Origin of the sequence: Pseudarthrobacter defluvii (genome assembly GCF_030816725.1) — a bacterium.
Lineage (GTDB): Bacteria > Actinomycetota > Actinomycetes > Actinomycetales > Micrococcaceae > Arthrobacter > Arthrobacter defluvii_A.
Genome location: NZ_JAUSYG010000001.1, coordinates 1518544 through 1535155 on the forward strand (window position 1 = coordinate 1518544; position 16612 = coordinate 1535155).

Consider the following 16612-nt stretch of genomic DNA (forward strand, 5'->3'; position numbering starts at 1 on the left):
CGGGTCCGCCGACTAGGCTGGCACCATGACTGCTCCGATACCTGACATGGCGCCGGATCCCGGACCCGCGGCGGCCCTTTCCATCCGCGGATTGGCCAAGCGCTTCGGCGGCAAAATCGCTGTGGACGGCATCAGCCTGGAGGTGCCCGCCGGTTCGTTTTTCGGCATCGTGGGACCCAACGGTGCGGGCAAGACCACCACGCTCTCCATGGCCACCGGCCTCCTGCGCCCGGACTTCGGCACGGCGGTGGTACACGGCGTGGATGTTTGGCAGCACCCCCTGGAAGCCAAACGGCTCATGGGCATCCTGCCCGACGGCGTCCGGCTGTTCGACCGGCTCAGCGGAGAGCAGTTGATCACCTATGCCGGGCTGCTGCGCGGCATGGACAAGGCCGTGGTGGCTGCGCGGGTGGGGGAGCTGCTGGCAGCGATGGACCTTACCCAGGACGCGGGCACGCTGGTGGTGGACTACTCCGCCGGCATGACCAAGAAGATCGCCCTGGCCTCTGCCCTGATCCACGCCCCGCGGCTCCTGGTCCTGGACGAGCCGTTCGAGGCCGTCGATCCGGTGTCGGCAGCGAACATCCGCTCGATCCTTGACCGGTACGTGGCCTCCGGCGGCACGGTCATCGTCTCCAGCCACGTCATGGACCTGGTGCAGCGCATGTGCGACCACGTCGCAGTGGTGGCCCGCGGCCGGCTCCTGGCGGCAGGAACCGTTGACGAGGTACGTGCGGGGGCGTCCCTGGAGGACCGGTTCGTGCAGTTGGTGGGCGGGCACAGCCACACGGAAGGGCTGGAATGGTTGCGCACCTTCTGAGGCTCAAGCTCACGCTGCTGCGCAACGGGCTGCGCCGCAGCCCTTGGCAACTGGTGGGCATGGCCATCGCAGGGCTCTACGCGCTCGGAGTCGTGGCCACACTGATCATCGCCCTCGTCCTGCTGCGGGGGGCCGGGCCGGTGACCGCACACACGGCGGTGGTTCTGGGCGGTTCCGCCGCCGTGCTTGGCTGGGCGGTGGTTCCGGTGGTGGCGTCGGCTACGGACATGACCCTGGACCCGGCCCGCTTCACCACCTTCGCCATACCCATGAAGCAGATGCTCGCCGGACTGGCACTTGGCGGGCTGATCGGCATCCCCGGCCTGGCCACTGCCCTCGTGGCACTGTCCACCGTGGTGACCTGGTCCCGCGGAGTCCTGCCCGCGCTCGCAGCCCTGCTCGGCGCATGCCTGGGCGTCATGACCTGCGTCGTGGCGGCCAAGGTTGTCACCACCGCCACAGCGAGCCTCGCTGCTTCCCGGCGCTTCAAGGACATCAGCGCCATCGCATTCATGGTGCCCATGGTCCTGCTGGGCCCCATCGTGGCAGGTGTTGGCCGCGGCATTTCCGCCTCCACCGGTTTCCTGCCCGAGTTCGCCCGGACCCTGTCCTGGACGCCCCTGGGGGCCCCGTGGGCGCTCGGCGGTGATATCGCGTCCGGCCGCCCCGGGGAGGCAGCGGTAAAGCTGCTGCTGTCCACAGCTGTCCTGGCTGCCCTTGCCTGGTGCTGGAAGCTGCTGCTCCAGCGCGCGCTGGTCACGCCGCCGTACGCCGGCGCCGGGAGGCGCAGGGGCGGCAGGCTGGGGCTGTTCGGCATGCTTCCAGCCACTCCGGCCGGCGCTGTCATGGCCCGGTCGCTCACCTATTGGTTCCGGGACCCGCGCTACTCCGGTTCCCTGGTGGTGATCCCGCTGCTTCCCGTGGTGCTGGCATTCCAGGGAACGCAAACCGGAAGCTACGGCAGCCTGGCGTTCCTGGCCCCGCTGTCCGCCTTCATCCTGGCCTGGTCCATCTCCGCCGACGTCTCCTACGACAACACGGCGTTCGCGCTGCACCTGGCCACCGGGGTCCGCGGCGTGGCCGACAGGTTGGGCCGGGCCCTTGCGTGCATGTCGTTCGCGCTGCCCGTGGTGCTGGTGTTTTCGGTCGGCTACGCAGGGTTCACCGGCAATTGGGGCGCCCTGCCCGGCCAGCTGGGGCTCAGCCTGGGGATCCTCTTTACGGGCTTGGGCCTGTCCTCGGTGGTGTCGGCCCGGTACACGGTCACCGTTCCGCTGCCCGGCGACAGCCCCTTCAAGAAGCCGCCCGGGAACGTGGGGCAGACCCTTGCCGTGCAGTTCGTTGGCATGCTGGTGCTGATGGTCCTGGTCCTGCCCGAGGCCGTACTGCTGGTGGCAAACGCAGTGACAGGGGACGTCCTGTTCGGCTGGCTCACCCTGGGAGTGGGGGTCATCCTGGGCCTGGCCCTCTTCCTGGCCGGTGTCCGGCTGGGCGGCAAGTGGCTCGACGCGCGGGGACCCGAGCTCCTGGCCCAGGTTACCGTCAACCGCTGACAGCCCACGGAAGGGAACACCATGGAGATCGTGATTCTTGGCGGCAGCAGGCAGATCGGAAAACTCGCGGCCGACGCCATCGAAGAGCTGGTCCGGCGCAAGCCCGGCGCCGTCCTGGGCCTGGCCACGGGATCCTCGCCGCTGCCCGTCTACGACGAGCTTGCTGTCCGGCATGAACAGGGCTTGGACTTCAGCAGGGCCTCCGGCTTTGCGCTGGACGAGTACGTGGGCCTGCCGGCCGGCCATCCCGAGTCCTACCGCGAGGTGATACGCAGGGAATTCACCGACCGGGTGAACATTGCACCGGAGAACGTCCACGGGCCTGACGGAACCGCCGCTGACATTCCCGCCGCCTGCGAAGCGTACGAGCAGGCCATCACCGCTGCCGGCGGCGTGGACCTGCAACTGCTGGGCGTGGGCACCGACGGGCACATCGGGTTCAACGAACCGGGCTCCTCCTTCGCGTCGCGGACACGGATCAAGAGCCTGATCGAACAGACACGCCGGGACAACGCCAGGTTTTTCAACAGCCTGGCCGAGGTGCCGCACCATGTCATCACCCAGGGGCTGGGCACCATCATGGCGGCGCGCCACGTGATCCTCCTGGCCACGGGCGCGCAGAAAGCGCAGGCAGTCCGCGATTTCGTGGAGGGGCCGGTGGCTGCCATCTGTCCTGCTTCTGTGCTCCAGTTCCATCCGCACGCCACCGTGCTGCTGGACGAGGCGGCAGCCTCGGCCTTGAAACTGGCGGATTTCTACCGCCACACCTACGAGAACAAGCCCGCTTGGCAGGGCCTCTAGCGAGCCTTGCGGGAGGGCCCGCAGGGAGCAAAAAAGTACGACGGCGGCCGGTGCCGGACCCGGGCACGGGCGTGCCGCCGTCGAACGTCCGGCTGGCGGAACGGCTAAGATGGATGCCATGACTAGCATGACGGACCCTCTCGAAAACGACCCGATGCGCGAGCTGTCCGGGGCTGGAACGTCCACGGCCACCATTGAGCGCGAGGAACTGCGCCAGGAAGTGGAGCCGGGGGACCGGGAGCGCTTCTCGCACTATGTGCGGAAGGAAAAGATCATGGAGTCCGCCATGACCGGGGAACCCGTCATTGCCCTGTGCGGCAAGGTCTGGACCCCGGGCCGGGATCCGAAGAAATTCCCTGTCTGCCCCGAGTGTAAGGAAGTCTATGACGGCCTCCGTCCGGGCAACGACGGCGGGAAGGGTCCGGGCGGCTCGGGCAACAACAAGTAGTGACGGAGACGCTCTTTGGCGGCCCCACCCTGCCTCCGGCTTACCCGGAACGTGCAGCCTGGGGAACCGCCCCGAAACTCCGTGCCTGGCAGCAGGAAGCCCTTGACCTCTACCTGAAGAGCAGTCCCCGCGACTTCCTTGCGGTGGCAACCCCCGGCGCCGGTAAAACCACCTTCGCGCTCCGGGTCGCGTCCACGCTGATCGATTCCGGCGCCGTGAACCGCGTGACCATCGTGGCGCCCACGGACCACCTCAAGCGCCAGTGGGCGGATGCCGCCGCAAAGGTGGGCATCGCCATCGACCCCAACTTCAAGAACTCCGACGGCCAGCACGGCCGTGGCTTCATCGGCGTCGCAGTCACCTATGCCCAGGTGGCCAGCAAGCCGATGCTGCACCGCGCCAAGACAGAGGCCGCCCGCACCCTGGTGATCCTGGACGAGATCCACCACGGCGGCGAAGCACTGTCCTGGGGTGACGGCCTGCGCGAAGCGTTCGATCCTGCCGTGCGCCGGCTGTCCCTCACCGGTACGCCGTTCCGTTCGGACACCTCGCCCATCCCGTTCGTGGAATATGCCGAGGACCGGGACGGCATCCGGCGCTCCAAGGCCGACTACACCTATGGCTACGGCAACGCCCTCCGGGACCACGTGGTGCGCCCGGTGATGTTCATGGCCTACTCCGGCCAGATGCGCTGGCGCACCAGCGCCGGCGAGGAAATGGCGGCATCCCTGGGTGAGGCCGCGGTGACCAAGGACATCACGTCCCACGCCTGGCGGACCGCGCTGAACCCGGCGGGGGAGTGGATTCCCGCCGTCCTGGCCGGTGCGGACAGGCGGCTCAGTGAAGTCCGGCGGACCGTGCCAGACGCCGGCGGCCTGGTCATCGCCACCGACCACGAGGACGCCCGCGCCTATGCCGGGCAGCTGAAGAGAATCACGGGCGAATCACCCACCGTCATCCTCTCCGATGATGCGAAGGCATCGAGCAAGATCGAGGAATTTTCGGCGGGTGACAAGCGCTGGATGGTGGCCGTCCGCATGGTGTCCGAAGGCGTGGACGTGCCCCGGCTCTCCGTCGGCGTCTATGCCACGTCAACCTCCACCCCGCTCTTCTTCGCCCAGGCCGTGGGGCGCTTCGTGCGTGCCCGCAAACGGGGCGAGACGGCGTCGGTCTTCCTGCCCTCCGTGCCGCAGCTGATGGCCCTGGCCAACTCCATGGAAATGGAGCGGGACCATGCGCTGGACCGGCCCGAAAAGGAAGACGGCGACGGCCTCTTCAACCCGGAAGACTCGCTGATGGAGGAGGCCAACCGGGAAGAGAAGGCATCGGACAGCCTCACCAAGGGCAAGTTCGAGGCGCTTGACTCCCAGGCCTCCTTTGACCGCGTCCTGTTCGACGGCGGCGAGTTCGGCACCGGCGGCGAAGTGGGGTCCGACGACGAAATGGACTTCCTGGGGATCCCCGGGCTTTTGGACGCGGAACAGGTGGGCATGCTGCTGCGCCAGCGACAGCACGAGCAGTTGAACCGGCGGAACCGGAAGGCTCCCGCCGCGGCCGCCGAAAGTGCCGCTCCGGCAGTTCCCGACCACCGGATGCTGATGGACCTGCGCAACGAGCTGGCCAAGAACGTGGCCGCCTGGTCTGCCCGGACCGGAACGCCCCACGGCGTGGTCCATACCAAGCTGCGGACCGTCTGCGGCGGGCCTCCCGTGGCGCAGGCCAACGCGGAGCAGCTGAAGTCCCGGCTGCGCAAGCTCCAGGACTGGTTCGTGGGCCGCAAGTAGCGGCTCAGGCGACGTCTGCCCCGCCGAGTTCCAGCTCCGCAACGGTGTCTTCCAGGTCCTCGGCGATCCCCGCGGTCAGCGACCGCACCACCGTGACGCCGTAACCTGCTTGGACGGCGTCCAGTGCCGTGGCCTTCACGCAGTAGTCGGTGGCGATGCCGACCACCACCACATCCTCCACGTCGTGGCTTTGCAGCCAGTCATCGAGGCCGATGGCATCGTCATCGGCTTCGAGTGTGTCGCCGCTGGGCAGGCCGCCGGCCTGGCGTTCCCCTGTGGGGACGGCGTCCTCGGGCGCCAGCAGGCCCTCGAAGCCGGAATAGGCGGCGGCGAACTGGCCTTTCCGGAAGTACGCGTCGATGTACTCGGTGTCCAGGTCCGGGTGGAGGTCGGCGCCGCGGGTGCCTGCCACGCAATGCCGCGGCCAGCTGTCCTTGTAATCCGGCGTCTCGGAGAAGTGGCTGCCGGGATCGATGTGCCAGTCCTGGGTGGCCACTACATGGTCGAATTCCCTGTGGTGGCCGTCCAGGTACTCACTGATGGCCCCGGCCACGGCAGCCCCGCCCGGAACGGCGAGCGAGCCGCCCTCGCAGAAATCGTTCTGCACGTCCACGATGATCAAAGCGCGCGCCATCAGTGCTCCTCAGTTTTCTTCATAGACTGTGGGGATGGCGGCCTCGCCGCGCTGCAGCCGGTTGACCACCGGCGGCAGTTCCGCCATGGAGTCCGCGTGGCGCTGCCGTGCCCGGAGAACGCCCTCGTACCCGGTCCAACCGGGCACCAGTTCGCCGTTCTTCATGAACTGCTGCAGCAGCGGACGGTCGTTGCCGTCGTCCTCCGGCCGGTGCCCAACACCCACCACCTCGGCGGTGGCCCGGCCGCGTTCGTCCAGCTTCCGCAGTGCGTACTTCCGCCCGCCAATGCTGGCCTTGTTCTTCGCAGCCTTGGCTACCGACACGAAATTGCCGTCGTTGTCCGCGCGGCTGACCAGCTTGTAGACCATGCTGGCGGTGGGTGCGCCGGAGCCGGTCACCAGGGAGGTGCCCACGCCATAGGAGTCGACGGGCGCTGACTGCAGGGCCGCAATGGCGTATTCGTCCAGGTCGGAAGTGACCACGATCTTGGTGTGCTCATTGCCCAGGTCGTCCAGCAGCCGCCGCACCCACTGCGCCTGGGCCACCAGGTCGCCCGAGTCCAGGCGGACCGCGCCCAGGTGGGGCCCTGCCAGGTCGACGGCCGTGCGGACGGCCTTTTCGACGTCGTACGTGTCCACCAGGAGGGACGTGCCCTCGCCCAGCGAGGCAATCTGTGCCTCGAAGGCCTCCCGCTCCGTATCGTGCAGCAGGGTGAACGAGTGCGCGGCGGTGCCCACGGTCTTCACGCCGTAGCGGATGCCGGCCTCAAGGTTGGAGGTGCTGTCAAAGCCGGCAATGATCGCGGCCCGCGCCGACGCGGTGGCGGCTTCCTCATGCGTGCGCCGCGAGCCCATTTCGATGCAGGGCCGGCCGCCTGCCGCGCTCACCATCCGCGAAGCGGCGGAGGCGATGGCGGTGTCGTGGTTGAGCACGGACAGCAGGTAGGTCTCCAGCATGCAGGCTTCGGCAAACGATGCCTCCACGATCAGGATGGGGGAGTTGGGGAAGTACGCGTCGCCTTCGGCGTAGCCCCAGATGTCGCCGGAGAACCTGTAGGTGGCCAGGTATTCGAGTGTCTCCCGGTTGACCACCTGCGTGCGCTCCAGGAACTCAAGTTCTGCCTCGCCGAAGCGGAAGTTCGCAATGCCCTCCAGGAGCCGTCCGGTGCCGGCAACGATGCCGTAGCGCCGGCCGTCCGGCAGCCGCCGGGCGAACGCCTCGAACACGGACCTGCGGTGCGCCGCCCCTGAATGGAGGGCAGCCTGCAGCATGGTCAGCTCGTAGTGGTCGGTGTAAAAGGACGTGCGGGGCTGGTCCCAGCCGGCTGAGGTGCTCACGAAAATCACTCTAGTGGCCATCCCCATAGAATGGACAGATGACCATAAGCGTTGCGCCCGGCCCTGATACACAGGAGGGCATCCGGACCGGCACAGCAGAGTCCACCGACTCCCTGACCGCGCCGGACATCCCCTGGAACCTGGTGATCTGGAACGATCCCGTTAATCTCATGAGCTACGTCAGCTACGTGTTCCAAAGCTACTTCGGCTATTCGGAGACCAAGGCGAACAAGCTGATGATGGAGGTCCACAAGAAGGGCCGCTCCATCGTCGCCTCGGGCAGCAAGGAGCAGGTGGAGCGCCACGCGGTGGCCATGCACGGGTTCGGGCTCTGGGCCACGGTGGAAAAGGCCAGCGGCGGCCCCGGCGGCAATTCAGGCAAGTCCGGGGGTCCGGGCCAGGGTAAGGGGAAGCGTGGCTAAGGCATTCAAATACGGGCTCAAGGGCATCACCGGCTTCCTGGAACCCGCCGAGCGGGACCTGCTCCGCAGCCTCATCGACGACGTCGTCTCCATGCTCCAGCCCGAGGACCGCGCGGGACAGGACCCGCTGGCCGCACTCATCGGCCTGGACATGGACGTGGCCGAACCTACGGACCGTGCCGTCAAGCGGCTGCTTCCCAACGTGGTGAAGGACGACGGCGCCGCGTCCCTTGAATTCCGCCAGCTCACCGAACGGTCGCTGCGGGAAACAAAGATCGGCGCGCTGCGTGCCGCGGCGCTGGACCTGGACAAGGACGAGATCGTGCTGACGCCCGAGGGGGCAAGGCACTGGTCCATGGCCCTGAACGACGTACGCCTTGTCCTTGCGGAGCGCCTGGACATCAGGGACGAGGCCGACGCCGAGCACGTCCACCGCATGCAGGACTGGTCCCAGGCCGAGGATGTGGAGAGCTACCTGGCGCTGGTGTACAACTTCACCACCTGGCTGCAGGAGTCCCTGGTCCAGGCCATGCTGCAGTCCTTGGAATCCCGCCGGTGAGCTCCGGCGGCCAAGGGGAGGCCGTCCGCTGTGATACAGCAGACACGAGTTCCCGGACACAAGATCATGGCTGAGGCTTCCGGGACCACCTATCCTCGAATAACCATGACAACAGCCTCGAGCGCGGAACAGCCGGCGGACAGCCGGCCGGTGCCTGCCGCAAGCGACCTGCCGGCCGCAGCCCCGGAAGCCCGTCCCATCGGCGTCTTCGATTCCGGCGTCGGCGGGCTCACGGTGGCCAGGTCCATCATCGACCAGCTTCCCAACGAGTCCATCCTTTACGTGGGGGATACCGCCCACGGCCCGTACGGGCCGCTGCCCATCGCGGAGGTGCGGGCCAACGCCCTGGGCGTGATGGACGAACTCGTGGACTCCGGCGTCAAGCTGCTCACCATCGCCTGCAACTCGGCGTCGGCCGCTGTCCTGCGGGACGCGCGTGAACGCTACACGGCCAAGTACGGCATCCCGGTCATTGAGGTCATCCAGCCTGCCGTGCGGCGGGCCGTTGCCGCCACCCGCAGCGGGAAGGTGGGCGTGATCGGTACCTCGGCAACCGTGGGGTCACGGGCCTACGAGGACACCTTCGCTGCCGCTCCGGATCTGGACATCACCTCGGTGGCGTGTCCCGAGTTCGTCAGTTACGTGGAGGCAGGCATCACCACGGGACCGGCGCTGCTGGCCGTCGCAGAGGAATACCTGGCGCCGCTGAAGGCGGCCGGCGTGGACACCGTGGTGCTGGGCTGCACCCACTACCCGCTGCTGACGGGCGTGATCTCCTTCGTCATGGGCGCGGACGTCACCCTGGTCTCCAGCGCCGAGGAGACCGCCAAGGACGTCTACCGCGCCCTGGCCACCCACAACCTGCAGCGGACTTCGGAGACCCCTCCCGAGCACCACTTCGTGGCCACCGGGGACGCAGGCCAGTTCGAGGCCCTCGCCCGGCGGTTCCTCGGCCCGGAGGTCCTGTCCGTCCGCCACGTTGACCACGTGGCCGCCCAGTACCCCACGGGCAGCCTGGCGCGCATCACTCCGGAGATGATCGCGGCGGCTCAAGGCGCGCGGAACCGCCCACGGATCTCCAACTTCGTCGGCGGCCGGTTGGCTGACGCAGGCCGCACCGGGGGTCCCGCGCTGTGAGGCTGACCATCGTGGGATGCACGGGCTCGTTTCCCGGACCCGGCTCCCCGGCGTCGTGCTACCTCCTGACGGCCACCGACGGCGAGCGGACCTGGAAGGTGGTGATGGACCTCGGCAGCGGGGCGCTCGGGGCGATCCAGCGTTACACGGACCTGGAGGACATCGACGCAATCTTCCTCACCCACCTCCACCCGGACCACTGCATGGATCTGTGCGGGCTGCACGTTGCCATCCGCTGGAAGCCCGGAGGCTGGGGCCGCGGCCGGATCCCCGTGTGGGGCCCCGCTGCCACGGCAGACCGGATGGCCACCGCCTACGGGCTGGACCTGGATCCCGGCATGCACGAAGAGTTCGACTTCTCCAACTGGACCGAACGCGAACCGGTAACCGTCGGACCCTTCACCGTTACCCCCTTCGCCGTAAACCACCCCATCGAGGAGGCCTACGCGCTCCGGGTGGAGGTGGTTGAGCCGGGCAAGGACGGCGCCCCGGTGTCCCGGGTCCTGACCTACTCCGGTGATACCGATTCCTGCGCGGGGCTCGAGGAAGCAGCCAAGGATGCGGACCTGTTCCTCTGCGAGGCAGCATTCGAAGAGGGCCGGGACAACGGCATCAACGACGTCCACCTCACGGGCAAGCGGGCCGGGGAGGCTGCAGCGGCTGCGGGCGCGCGCCGCCTCCTGCTGACCCACATCCCCGTATGGACCTCCCAGACCACCGTCATGGCAGAAGCCCGGCCGGTGTTTCCGGGCGACGTGGCTGTTGCGGTAGCGGGCGTGCACTACACCATCTAGCAGCGTGCGATCCACCCCGGCGGGCACGCGCTGCATCTGCCCCACCGGCACTCGATAAGCTAAAGGCATGACTTCTGAAGCAACTGCACTGCCCATTGTGCGCGCCGACGGCCGCGCCCCCGACCAGCTCCGGCCCATCAGCATCACCCGCGGATGGTCCAACCAGGCCGAAGGCTCGGCGCTGATCGAGTTCGGTAACACCCGGGTGCTGTGCACGGCTTCCCTGACCGCCGGTGTTCCGCGCTGGCTCAAAGGCGAGGGCCGCGGCTGGGTCACGGCTGAGTACGCCATGCTGCCCCGCGCCACCAACACCCGATCGGACCGCGAGTCCGTCAAGGGAAAGATCGGCGGCCGCACGCACGAGATTTCCAGGCTGATCGGGCGCTCGCTGCGTTCCATCATCGACACCAAGGCGCTGGGGGAGAACACCATCGTGCTGGACTGCGACGTCCTGCAGGCCGACGGCGGCACCCGCACCGCGGCCATCACCGGCGCCTACGTTGCCCTGGCCGACGCCATCAGGTTCGCCCGTGACACCAAACTCATCGCCAGGAACGCCCAACCCCTCCTGGACACCATCGCCGCCGTTTCCGTGGGCATCATCGACGGCGTTCCCATGCTGGACCTGCCGTACGTGGAGGACGTCCGCGCCGAAACCGACATGAACGTGGTGGTCACCGGCTCAGGCAAGTTCGTGGAGGTGCAGGGGACCGCCGAGGGCGCCCCGTTCGACCGGGACGAACTGAACCAGCTCCTTGACCTGGCCCTGCTGGGCACCACCCAACTGGCCGCGATCCAGCGCGAAACCCTGGCGGACACCCTGTGAGCAGTGCGGCGCCCCGCCTGGTGCTGGCCACACACAACAAAGGCAAGCTTCGCGAACTCCGTGACCTGCTTCGCGGGCAGGTGCCCGGGCTCGACGTCGACACCCAGGTAGTGGACGCCGCTGCGGCTGGTGCCCCGGACGTGGTCGAGACCGGCGTGACGTTCGCCGAAAACTCGCTGCTCAAGGCGCGGGCGGTGGCCTGCGCCACCGGCCTGGTGGCCATCGCCGACGACTCGGGGCTGGCCGTGGACGTGATGGGCGGTGCCCCGGGCATCTTCTCAGCCCGCTGGGCTGGACGGCACGGTGATGATGCCGCCAATCTGCAACTCCTGCTGAACCAGCTGTCCGACGTTCCGGACGAACACCGCGGTGCCGCGTTTGTGTGTGCCGCGGCCCTGGCGATGCCTGCGGATGCAGACGGTCCGGGCCGCGAAGTGGTGGAGTACGGGCAGCTGGAGGGCATCCTCCTGCGCGAACCGCGGGGTGCCGGCGGTTTCGGATACGATCCCGTGCTGCAGCCCGCCGGCGAGGACCGCAGCTGTGCCGAACTCTCTGCCGAGGAGAAGAACGCCATCAGCCACCGCGGCAAGGCGTTCCGGGCGCTGCTGCCATCGATCGTGGCGGCCCTGGAAGCGGCGGGCTAGGGCAACACGCAAAGAAGGTGCGCACCCCGCTGGGTGCGCACCTTCTTGCCGTCCTTGGAGGGCGGCGCGCTGCTACTCCGGGCGGCCGCCGTGGATGTTGCGGGGAGTCTTCTGCTCCTCTTCCGGACCGTGTTCCTCGATGAACTCATCCACGGCGTCGGTGCCGTAGGCCTGCGCCTGGCGCCTGGCGGACAGTCCGCGCAGGATTTCGATGCCGATGGGAATCACCGAAACCAGCACGATGGCGATGAAGATAATGTCCAGGTTGTCGCGGACCCACGGCACCTTGTCACCAAGGAGGTAGCCGAGCAGGGTCACGCCCCCGCCCCAGAGCAGGGCGCCGATGACGTTATACAGGAAGAACTTCCGCTTGCTCATCTGGGCAACACCGACGATCACCGGAACAAAGGTGCGGATGATCGGCACGAAGCGGGCCAGGATCAGGGCTTTGCCGCCGTGCTTTTCAAAGAAGGCGTGGGCGTTTTCCACGTTTTCACGCTTGAACAGCCGGGAGTTGGGCTTGTTGAAGATGGCTGGGCCCGCCTTGGACCCGATGAGGTAGCCGGTCTGGTTGCCGATAATGGCCGAGACTGCGATCAGCAGGGCCAGGAGCCAGATGTTGAACTTGATGGTGTCTGTTGCCACCAGCAGGCCGGCGGTGAACAGCATGGAGTCGCCCGGCAGGAAGAATCCCACCAGCAGGCCGGTCTCGGCGAAGACGATTCCGCAGACCAGCAGGACCACCCAGGGGGCGAGGGAGGGATCGGCCAGGAAGACCTGGGGGTTCAGCCAGTCGGGAAGGAACGACGCCATTTTCGGCTGCACCGGTCCCGCACCGCCCAGCATGGACACAGCGAGGTCATTCATCACAGGAAAGTTCACCCCTCAAGGGTACTTGACCGGCCTGTGCCTCCCGGGGCTGGTACGTCCGCGGCGGTAAGGTAGGGGCCGTGGGTTTGGACTTTACGGCGATAGACTTTGAAACGGCCAACGGCTTCCGCGGCTCCCCGTGCTCCGTCGGGCTGACGAAGGTAAGGGGCGGCAGGATCGTTGCAGAGGCCTCCTGGCTGATGCGTCCACCCTCCGGTTACGACCACTTTGACCATCACAACGTCAGGATCCATGGGATCACTCCTTCCGACGTTGCCGGCATGCCGCGCTTTGGCGAACTGTTCCCGGAGATCGGCGCCTTCATCGGCGGGGACGTGCTGGCAGCCCATAACGCCGCGTTCGACCTGGGTGTGATCCGCTCGGCGCTGGAAGTTTCCGGCCTGCCCGGGCCCGCCTACGACTATGTCTGCACCGTCATGCTGTCGCGCCGCTGCTACTCCCTGGTCTCGAACTCGCTTCCGTTTGCCGCCGAGGAAGCGGGCGTACCGCTGGTCAACCACCACGATGCTGTGGAGGATGCCCGCGCCTGCGCCGGCATCCTGATTGACATCGCCGGCCGCAATGGCGCCAACAGCATCGCGGAGCTCTTCCTTTCCCTGGGGCTGGACATGCCCCGCCAGCAGGCGTTCGATCCTGCCACGGGCGAGCTGTCAAAGGCCAGCCTCACGGCGCTGGCAGGCAACTCCGGCAACGGGGCCGCCCTGGTCCAGCGGTTCCGGTCCGGATGGCCGGAGGAAGGGCCCAATCCTGAGCCCAACGCCGACGCCGAGCCCGGCCACCCGCTCTACGCGCAGACGGTGGTGTTTACCGGGCAGCTTTCGATCGAACGCCCGGACGCGAAGATTCGCTCGGCCATGTGCGGCGCCCGGACGGAAAGCCGGGTCACCGCGCGGACCACCGTCCTGGTGGTGGGGGACGGGTTCGTTGCCTCGGATCTGCGCTCGGGCAGGCTCACGGGCAAGGCACGACGTGTCCTGGAACTCCACGAGCGGGGACAGGCCATTGAGGTGTTGTCCGAAGGCGAGTTCCTGCAGATGGTGGGCGGGGATGTCCCCGCGGGGGCGCCCGCCGCCGGCGCGGAGAGCTGGACCGGCGCTTTCGCGCCCGCCGTCAGCGCCTGACCCTTCCGGCAAGGCGGGGCGCAGTCATGCGGCGCAACAAAGCTTGGCCGCCCCGGCAGCAGGCTCCTAACCTTGCGTCATGCCCTCCCTGTTCGCTTTTCCCAATCCGGTCAATGAGTACGCGGCGCGCGCCACCGCGGCGCTCGTGGTGCTGCTCGCCGTCGTCACCGCCGTGGCAGGTTCGGGGTGGGGGCTGCTGGCCATTGCCATCGGATTCTGGCTCCGGCTGCTTTTCGGCCCGCGGATTTCACCCCTGGCATTGCTCTCGGTGAAGGTGATCACTCCCCGGCTGGGAAAGGTGCGGCTGGTTCCCGGTCCGCCCAAGCGCTTCGCCCAGGGGATCGGCGCGGCCGTGTCCACCGCCGCCCTGCTTCTGTTCGCCGCGTGTGCGGCACCGGCTGCCTGGGTGCTCCTGGGGATCCTGGTGGTCGCGGCGTCGCTGGAGGCTTTCGCCGGGTTCTGCCTGGGCTGCACCATTTTCGGGTTCCTGCAGCGCCGCGGACTGATCCCGGAAGACGTCTGCGAGGCCTGCAACAACATCAGCCTTCGCCGGTCGTAACCTTCACCAACTGATCGGCCATGCCCCGGATGACCTCCGGCGCTTCCAGGGCTTCAAGCCATTCCACGGGCAGGCAGTCCTCCCCATACAGGGCCCCCAGGATGTTCCCCGCCAGCGAGCCTGCGGTGTCGGTGCCGCCGCTGTGGTTGACGGCCACCGCAAGGGCGTCCCGGAAGTGCCGGTCCGGCTGTGCGTCCGCGGCACCGGTTGGAAGCGTGGCAAGGACGGAGTAGAGCGCGACGGCGAGGGCCTCCTCCGCCGTCCAGCCGCTGCCCAGTGCCTGGACCAGTTCCTCCGGGCCAACGGGAACCTTCTCCGCGAGGCGGAGGGCGGCCTCCAGGCGCTCCGGCAGTTCGGGCGCGGCCTCCGGAAGGGCGGCGGCGTGTGCCGTGACTCCGGCGGCTGCCTCACGCAGCCCCTCCCCGGAAACCAGCCGGTGGATCAGCAGGCTGAAGACTCCGGCACTTTGGCGGGCAGCAGGGTGCCCGTGCGTCAGGGCGGCGGCGTCGGCACTCAGTTTGTAGACGGCGTCGGGGGCGATGTGGGGAATCAACCCGAACGGCGCCGACCGCATCACGGTTCCGGGGCCTTTTGCCCCGGGGTTGACGGGGCGCACGGTGGTTCCCATTTCGCCGGTCGCCAGCCCGCTGATGCAGTTCTTCTCCGGGTGCCGGCGCTGCCGCAGCACCTCGTTGCTGTCGATCCACCGGGGCTGGGGTGCCGGTGCGGACGGCCCGGCGTCTTCGCCCTGCGTCACCAGCCAGCGCAGGTAGGCCAGCCACAGGCAGGCGTTCACGTCCGCCCCCACACCGGCGTTGGCCCATTCCAGTGCCTCCACCAGTCCGTCGACGGTGTACAGGGTCAGCTGCGTGTCATCGGAAAAGTGGCGGGGGCCGGACAGGTCCCCAAGTCCGGTGAGGCCCTGTGGTCCGAAGCGCTGCCGGATGTCCGTGATGGAATCGAACTCCACTGCATAGCCCAGCGCATCCCCCAGCGCCCCGCCCAGCAGGCAGCCGTGGATCCGGGACTTCAAGGTGGGCGCGGGAGTGCCGGGGTCAGAGCTCATGCAGTAAATTTACCGTCCACGCACACCGGCCTGTGTCAGGCCGGCGGCTCCGGCAGCGCCTCAACCAGCTGTTGTCCAGCCAACACCCAGCCCCGGCTGGAATACTGCCCTGGTTGCCTTGGCCGGAAAATCGGCAGGCACCCTGACTTCCACACGTAAGGTTTCCCCATGAGCACCCCAGTCCCAGCCCGCGACGCACTGCAGCCCGGCGGCACCGGCACCGTCCCCGGCGGTTTGCTGCCCCGCCTGGTGGCCGAGGCCTTCGGTAGTTTCTTCCTGGCGGTGGCCGGGCTGGGCGTGCCGCTGTTCAGCATTCCGCAGTCCACCCCGGTTCCCGCAGCTCTTGCAGCCGGCCTGGCCATCACCGCCGCGATGCTCGCCTTTGGACATGTCTCCGGCGGCCACTTCAACCCTGCCGTCACCCTGGGGCACCTCCTGGCCGGACGCATCCGGGCCGGCGCCGCCGCAGCCTACGCCGCCGCCCAGGTCGTTGGGGCCGTGGTGGGCGCGCTTGCCCTGTTCGGCATCCTGCGGACCCTGCCCAGCATTCCCGACAGCCGCACGGCCTTCGATACCGTGGCAGCGGGTTTCGGCGAACACTCCATCATCCAGGCCCCGCTCGCCGCCGTCGTGCTCCTGGAACTGCTGGGCGCGGTGATCGTCGTGGCAGTCTTCCTTGGCGCCGCCGGCCGCGACGGTGGCATCCGCACGGCGGCGCCGGTTGCCGTGGGCCTGTCCTTCGCGGCCCTGCTCCAGGTGGGCCAGGCTGTCGGGAACCTTCCGTTCAACCCCGCCCGTGCCGTGGCGTCCGCCGTTTTCAGTTCCGGCTGGGCCGTGGAGCAGCTGTGGGTCTTCCTTGTGGCCCCGCTGGCCGGCGGCGCCATCGCAGGCCTGGTGTTCCGGATCGCGGGGGCAGCTGAACCCGAGCCCGTTATGCCCCGGGCTTCCGGCGCAGCCAGGGACAATGGGGCACCGGCAGGAGCGGAGGCATCGGACGCCGACGCTGCAGCCGCGGACCAGCCTGCCGCCGGCCTCGCGGATGCGGACGTGGACCGTGACGACGACGGCCTGGCGGCTGACGGCGCGGGTTCCGGTGCGCCCGTGACGGCTGAGCGGCAGGAGCAGCGCGGCGGCGTCAGCGAGGCCCAGGAGTTCTTCGACGGAAAACGGTCCTGACCACTGCCCGCGGCGTTTTTCGAAACTGTCAGTGGCTGC

The 16612-nt window shown here is 68.2% G+C and carries 18 protein-coding genes; 14 read left to right on the forward strand and 4 right to left on the reverse strand.

Going from position 1 to position 16612, the window contains the following annotated elements; all coding sequences use genetic code 11:
- The first annotated feature begins 25 nt into the window (after window positions 1-25).
- The 5 genes from QF031_RS07085 to QF031_RS07105 all read left to right on the forward strand — a co-directional run bounded on the left by QF031_RS07085 (window position 26) and on the right by QF031_RS07105 (window position 5406).
- Complete coding sequence (locus QF031_RS07085; protein WP_307425926.1) at window positions 26-820, forward strand: ABC transporter ATP-binding protein; 795 nt, start codon at window positions 26-28, stop codon at window positions 818-820.
- On the forward strand, window positions 802-2373 hold the full coding sequence (locus QF031_RS07090) for a transporter (RefSeq protein WP_307425929.1): 1572 nt from the start codon (window positions 802-804) through the stop codon (window positions 2371-2373). Before QF031_RS07085 ends, QF031_RS07090 begins: the two co-directional genes overlap by 19 nt.
- A 21-nt stretch (window positions 2374-2394) precedes the next feature.
- Entirely contained in the window at window positions 2395-3174 is a 780-nt protein-coding gene (nagB, locus tag QF031_RS07095) for a glucosamine-6-phosphate deaminase (RefSeq protein ID WP_307425931.1), read from the forward strand.
- Window positions 3175-3283: 109 nt separating this feature from the next.
- Entirely contained in the window at window positions 3284-3622 is a 339-nt protein-coding gene (locus tag QF031_RS07100) for a DUF3039 domain-containing protein (RefSeq protein ID WP_159631664.1), read from the forward strand.
- Window positions 3622-5406 carry a DEAD/DEAH box helicase gene (locus QF031_RS07105; RefSeq protein WP_307425938.1) on the forward strand — a complete coding sequence of 595 codons (1785 nt, stop codon included), beginning with the start codon at window positions 3622-3624 and terminating at the stop codon, window positions 5404-5406. The genes QF031_RS07100 and QF031_RS07105 overlap by 1 nt, the downstream gene beginning before the upstream one ends.
- Before the next feature lie 4 nt (window positions 5407-5410).
- Here QF031_RS07105 and QF031_RS07110 read toward each other — a convergent pair whose 3' ends face one another.
- Window positions 5411-6040: an isochorismatase family protein gene (locus QF031_RS07110; protein WP_307425939.1), complete on the reverse strand. Its 630-nt coding sequence runs from the start codon at window positions 6038-6040 to the stop codon at window positions 5411-5413.
- A 9-nt stretch (window positions 6041-6049) separates the two neighbouring features.
- The gene (locus QF031_RS07115; RefSeq protein ID WP_307425941.1) at window positions 6050-7378 is read right to left on the reverse strand and encodes a nicotinate phosphoribosyltransferase; all 1329 of its coding nucleotides are present in this window, start codon (window positions 7376-7378) and stop codon (window positions 6050-6052) included.
- A gap of 38 nt (window positions 7379-7416) precedes the next feature.
- On the opposite strand from QF031_RS07115, the gene clpS reads away from it, so the two are divergent.
- From clpS to rdgB, 6 genes are all read left to right on the forward strand, one after another.
- Complete coding sequence (gene clpS, locus QF031_RS07120) at window positions 7417-7800, forward strand: ATP-dependent Clp protease adapter ClpS (protein ID WP_286397741.1); 384 nt, start codon at window positions 7417-7419, stop codon at window positions 7798-7800.
- Window positions 7793-8359, forward strand: a complete 567-nt coding sequence (locus QF031_RS07125; protein WP_307425948.1) for a DUF2017 domain-containing protein — start codon at window positions 7793-7795, stop codon at window positions 8357-8359. The genes clpS and QF031_RS07125 overlap by 8 nt, the downstream gene beginning before the upstream one ends.
- A gap of 105 nt (window positions 8360-8464) precedes the next feature.
- Window positions 8465-9496 carry a glutamate racemase gene (gene murI / locus QF031_RS07130; protein ID WP_370874496.1) on the forward strand — a complete coding sequence of 344 codons (1032 nt, stop codon included), beginning with the start codon at window positions 8465-8467 and terminating at the stop codon, window positions 9494-9496.
- A complete protein-coding gene (locus QF031_RS07135; protein ID WP_307425952.1) occupies window positions 9493-10290 on the forward strand; it encodes an MBL fold metallo-hydrolase in 798 nt (265 codons plus the stop codon). Before murI ends, QF031_RS07135 begins: the two co-directional genes overlap by 4 nt.
- 67 nt (window positions 10291-10357) lie before the next feature.
- On the forward strand, window positions 10358-11116 hold the full coding sequence (rph, locus tag QF031_RS07140; RefSeq protein ID WP_307425955.1) for a ribonuclease PH: 759 nt from the start codon (window positions 10358-10360) through the stop codon (window positions 11114-11116).
- Complete coding sequence (gene rdgB, locus QF031_RS07145) at window positions 11113-11760, forward strand: RdgB/HAM1 family non-canonical purine NTP pyrophosphatase (protein ID WP_307425958.1); 648 nt, start codon at window positions 11113-11115, stop codon at window positions 11758-11760. Before rph ends, rdgB begins: the two co-directional genes overlap by 4 nt.
- Before the next feature lie 72 nt (window positions 11761-11832).
- Here the strand turns inward: rdgB and QF031_RS07150 are convergent, their stop codons facing one another.
- Window positions 11833-12627 (reverse strand): DedA family protein, encoded by a 795-nt coding sequence (locus QF031_RS07150; protein WP_307433204.1) that lies wholly within the window; start codon window positions 12625-12627, stop codon window positions 11833-11835.
- Window positions 12628-12710: 83 nt separating this feature from the next.
- On the opposite strand from QF031_RS07150, the gene QF031_RS07155 reads away from it, so the two are divergent.
- Together QF031_RS07155 and QF031_RS07160 are read left to right on the forward strand one after the other, a co-directional pair.
- A complete protein-coding gene (locus tag QF031_RS07155) occupies window positions 12711-13772 on the forward strand; it encodes an exonuclease domain-containing protein (RefSeq protein WP_307425961.1) in 1062 nt (353 codons plus the stop codon).
- Between the two features lie 79 nt (window positions 13773-13851).
- On the forward strand, window positions 13852-14331 hold the full coding sequence (locus tag QF031_RS07160; protein WP_307425962.1) for a DUF4395 domain-containing protein: 480 nt from the start codon (window positions 13852-13854) through the stop codon (window positions 14329-14331).
- Here QF031_RS07160 and QF031_RS07165 read toward each other — a convergent pair.
- Complete coding sequence (locus QF031_RS07165; protein ID WP_307425965.1) at window positions 14312-15397, reverse strand: ADP-ribosylglycohydrolase family protein; 1086 nt, start codon at window positions 15395-15397, stop codon at window positions 14312-14314. The two genes, QF031_RS07160 and QF031_RS07165, sit on opposite strands and share 20 nt — an antisense overlap.
- A 168-nt stretch (window positions 15398-15565) precedes the next feature.
- On the opposite strand from QF031_RS07165, the gene QF031_RS07170 reads away from it, so the two are divergent.
- On the forward strand, window positions 15566-16573 hold the full coding sequence (locus tag QF031_RS07170; protein ID WP_307425968.1) for an aquaporin: 1008 nt from the start codon (window positions 15566-15568) through the stop codon (window positions 16571-16573).
- Window positions 16574-16612: the final 39 nt, after the last annotated feature.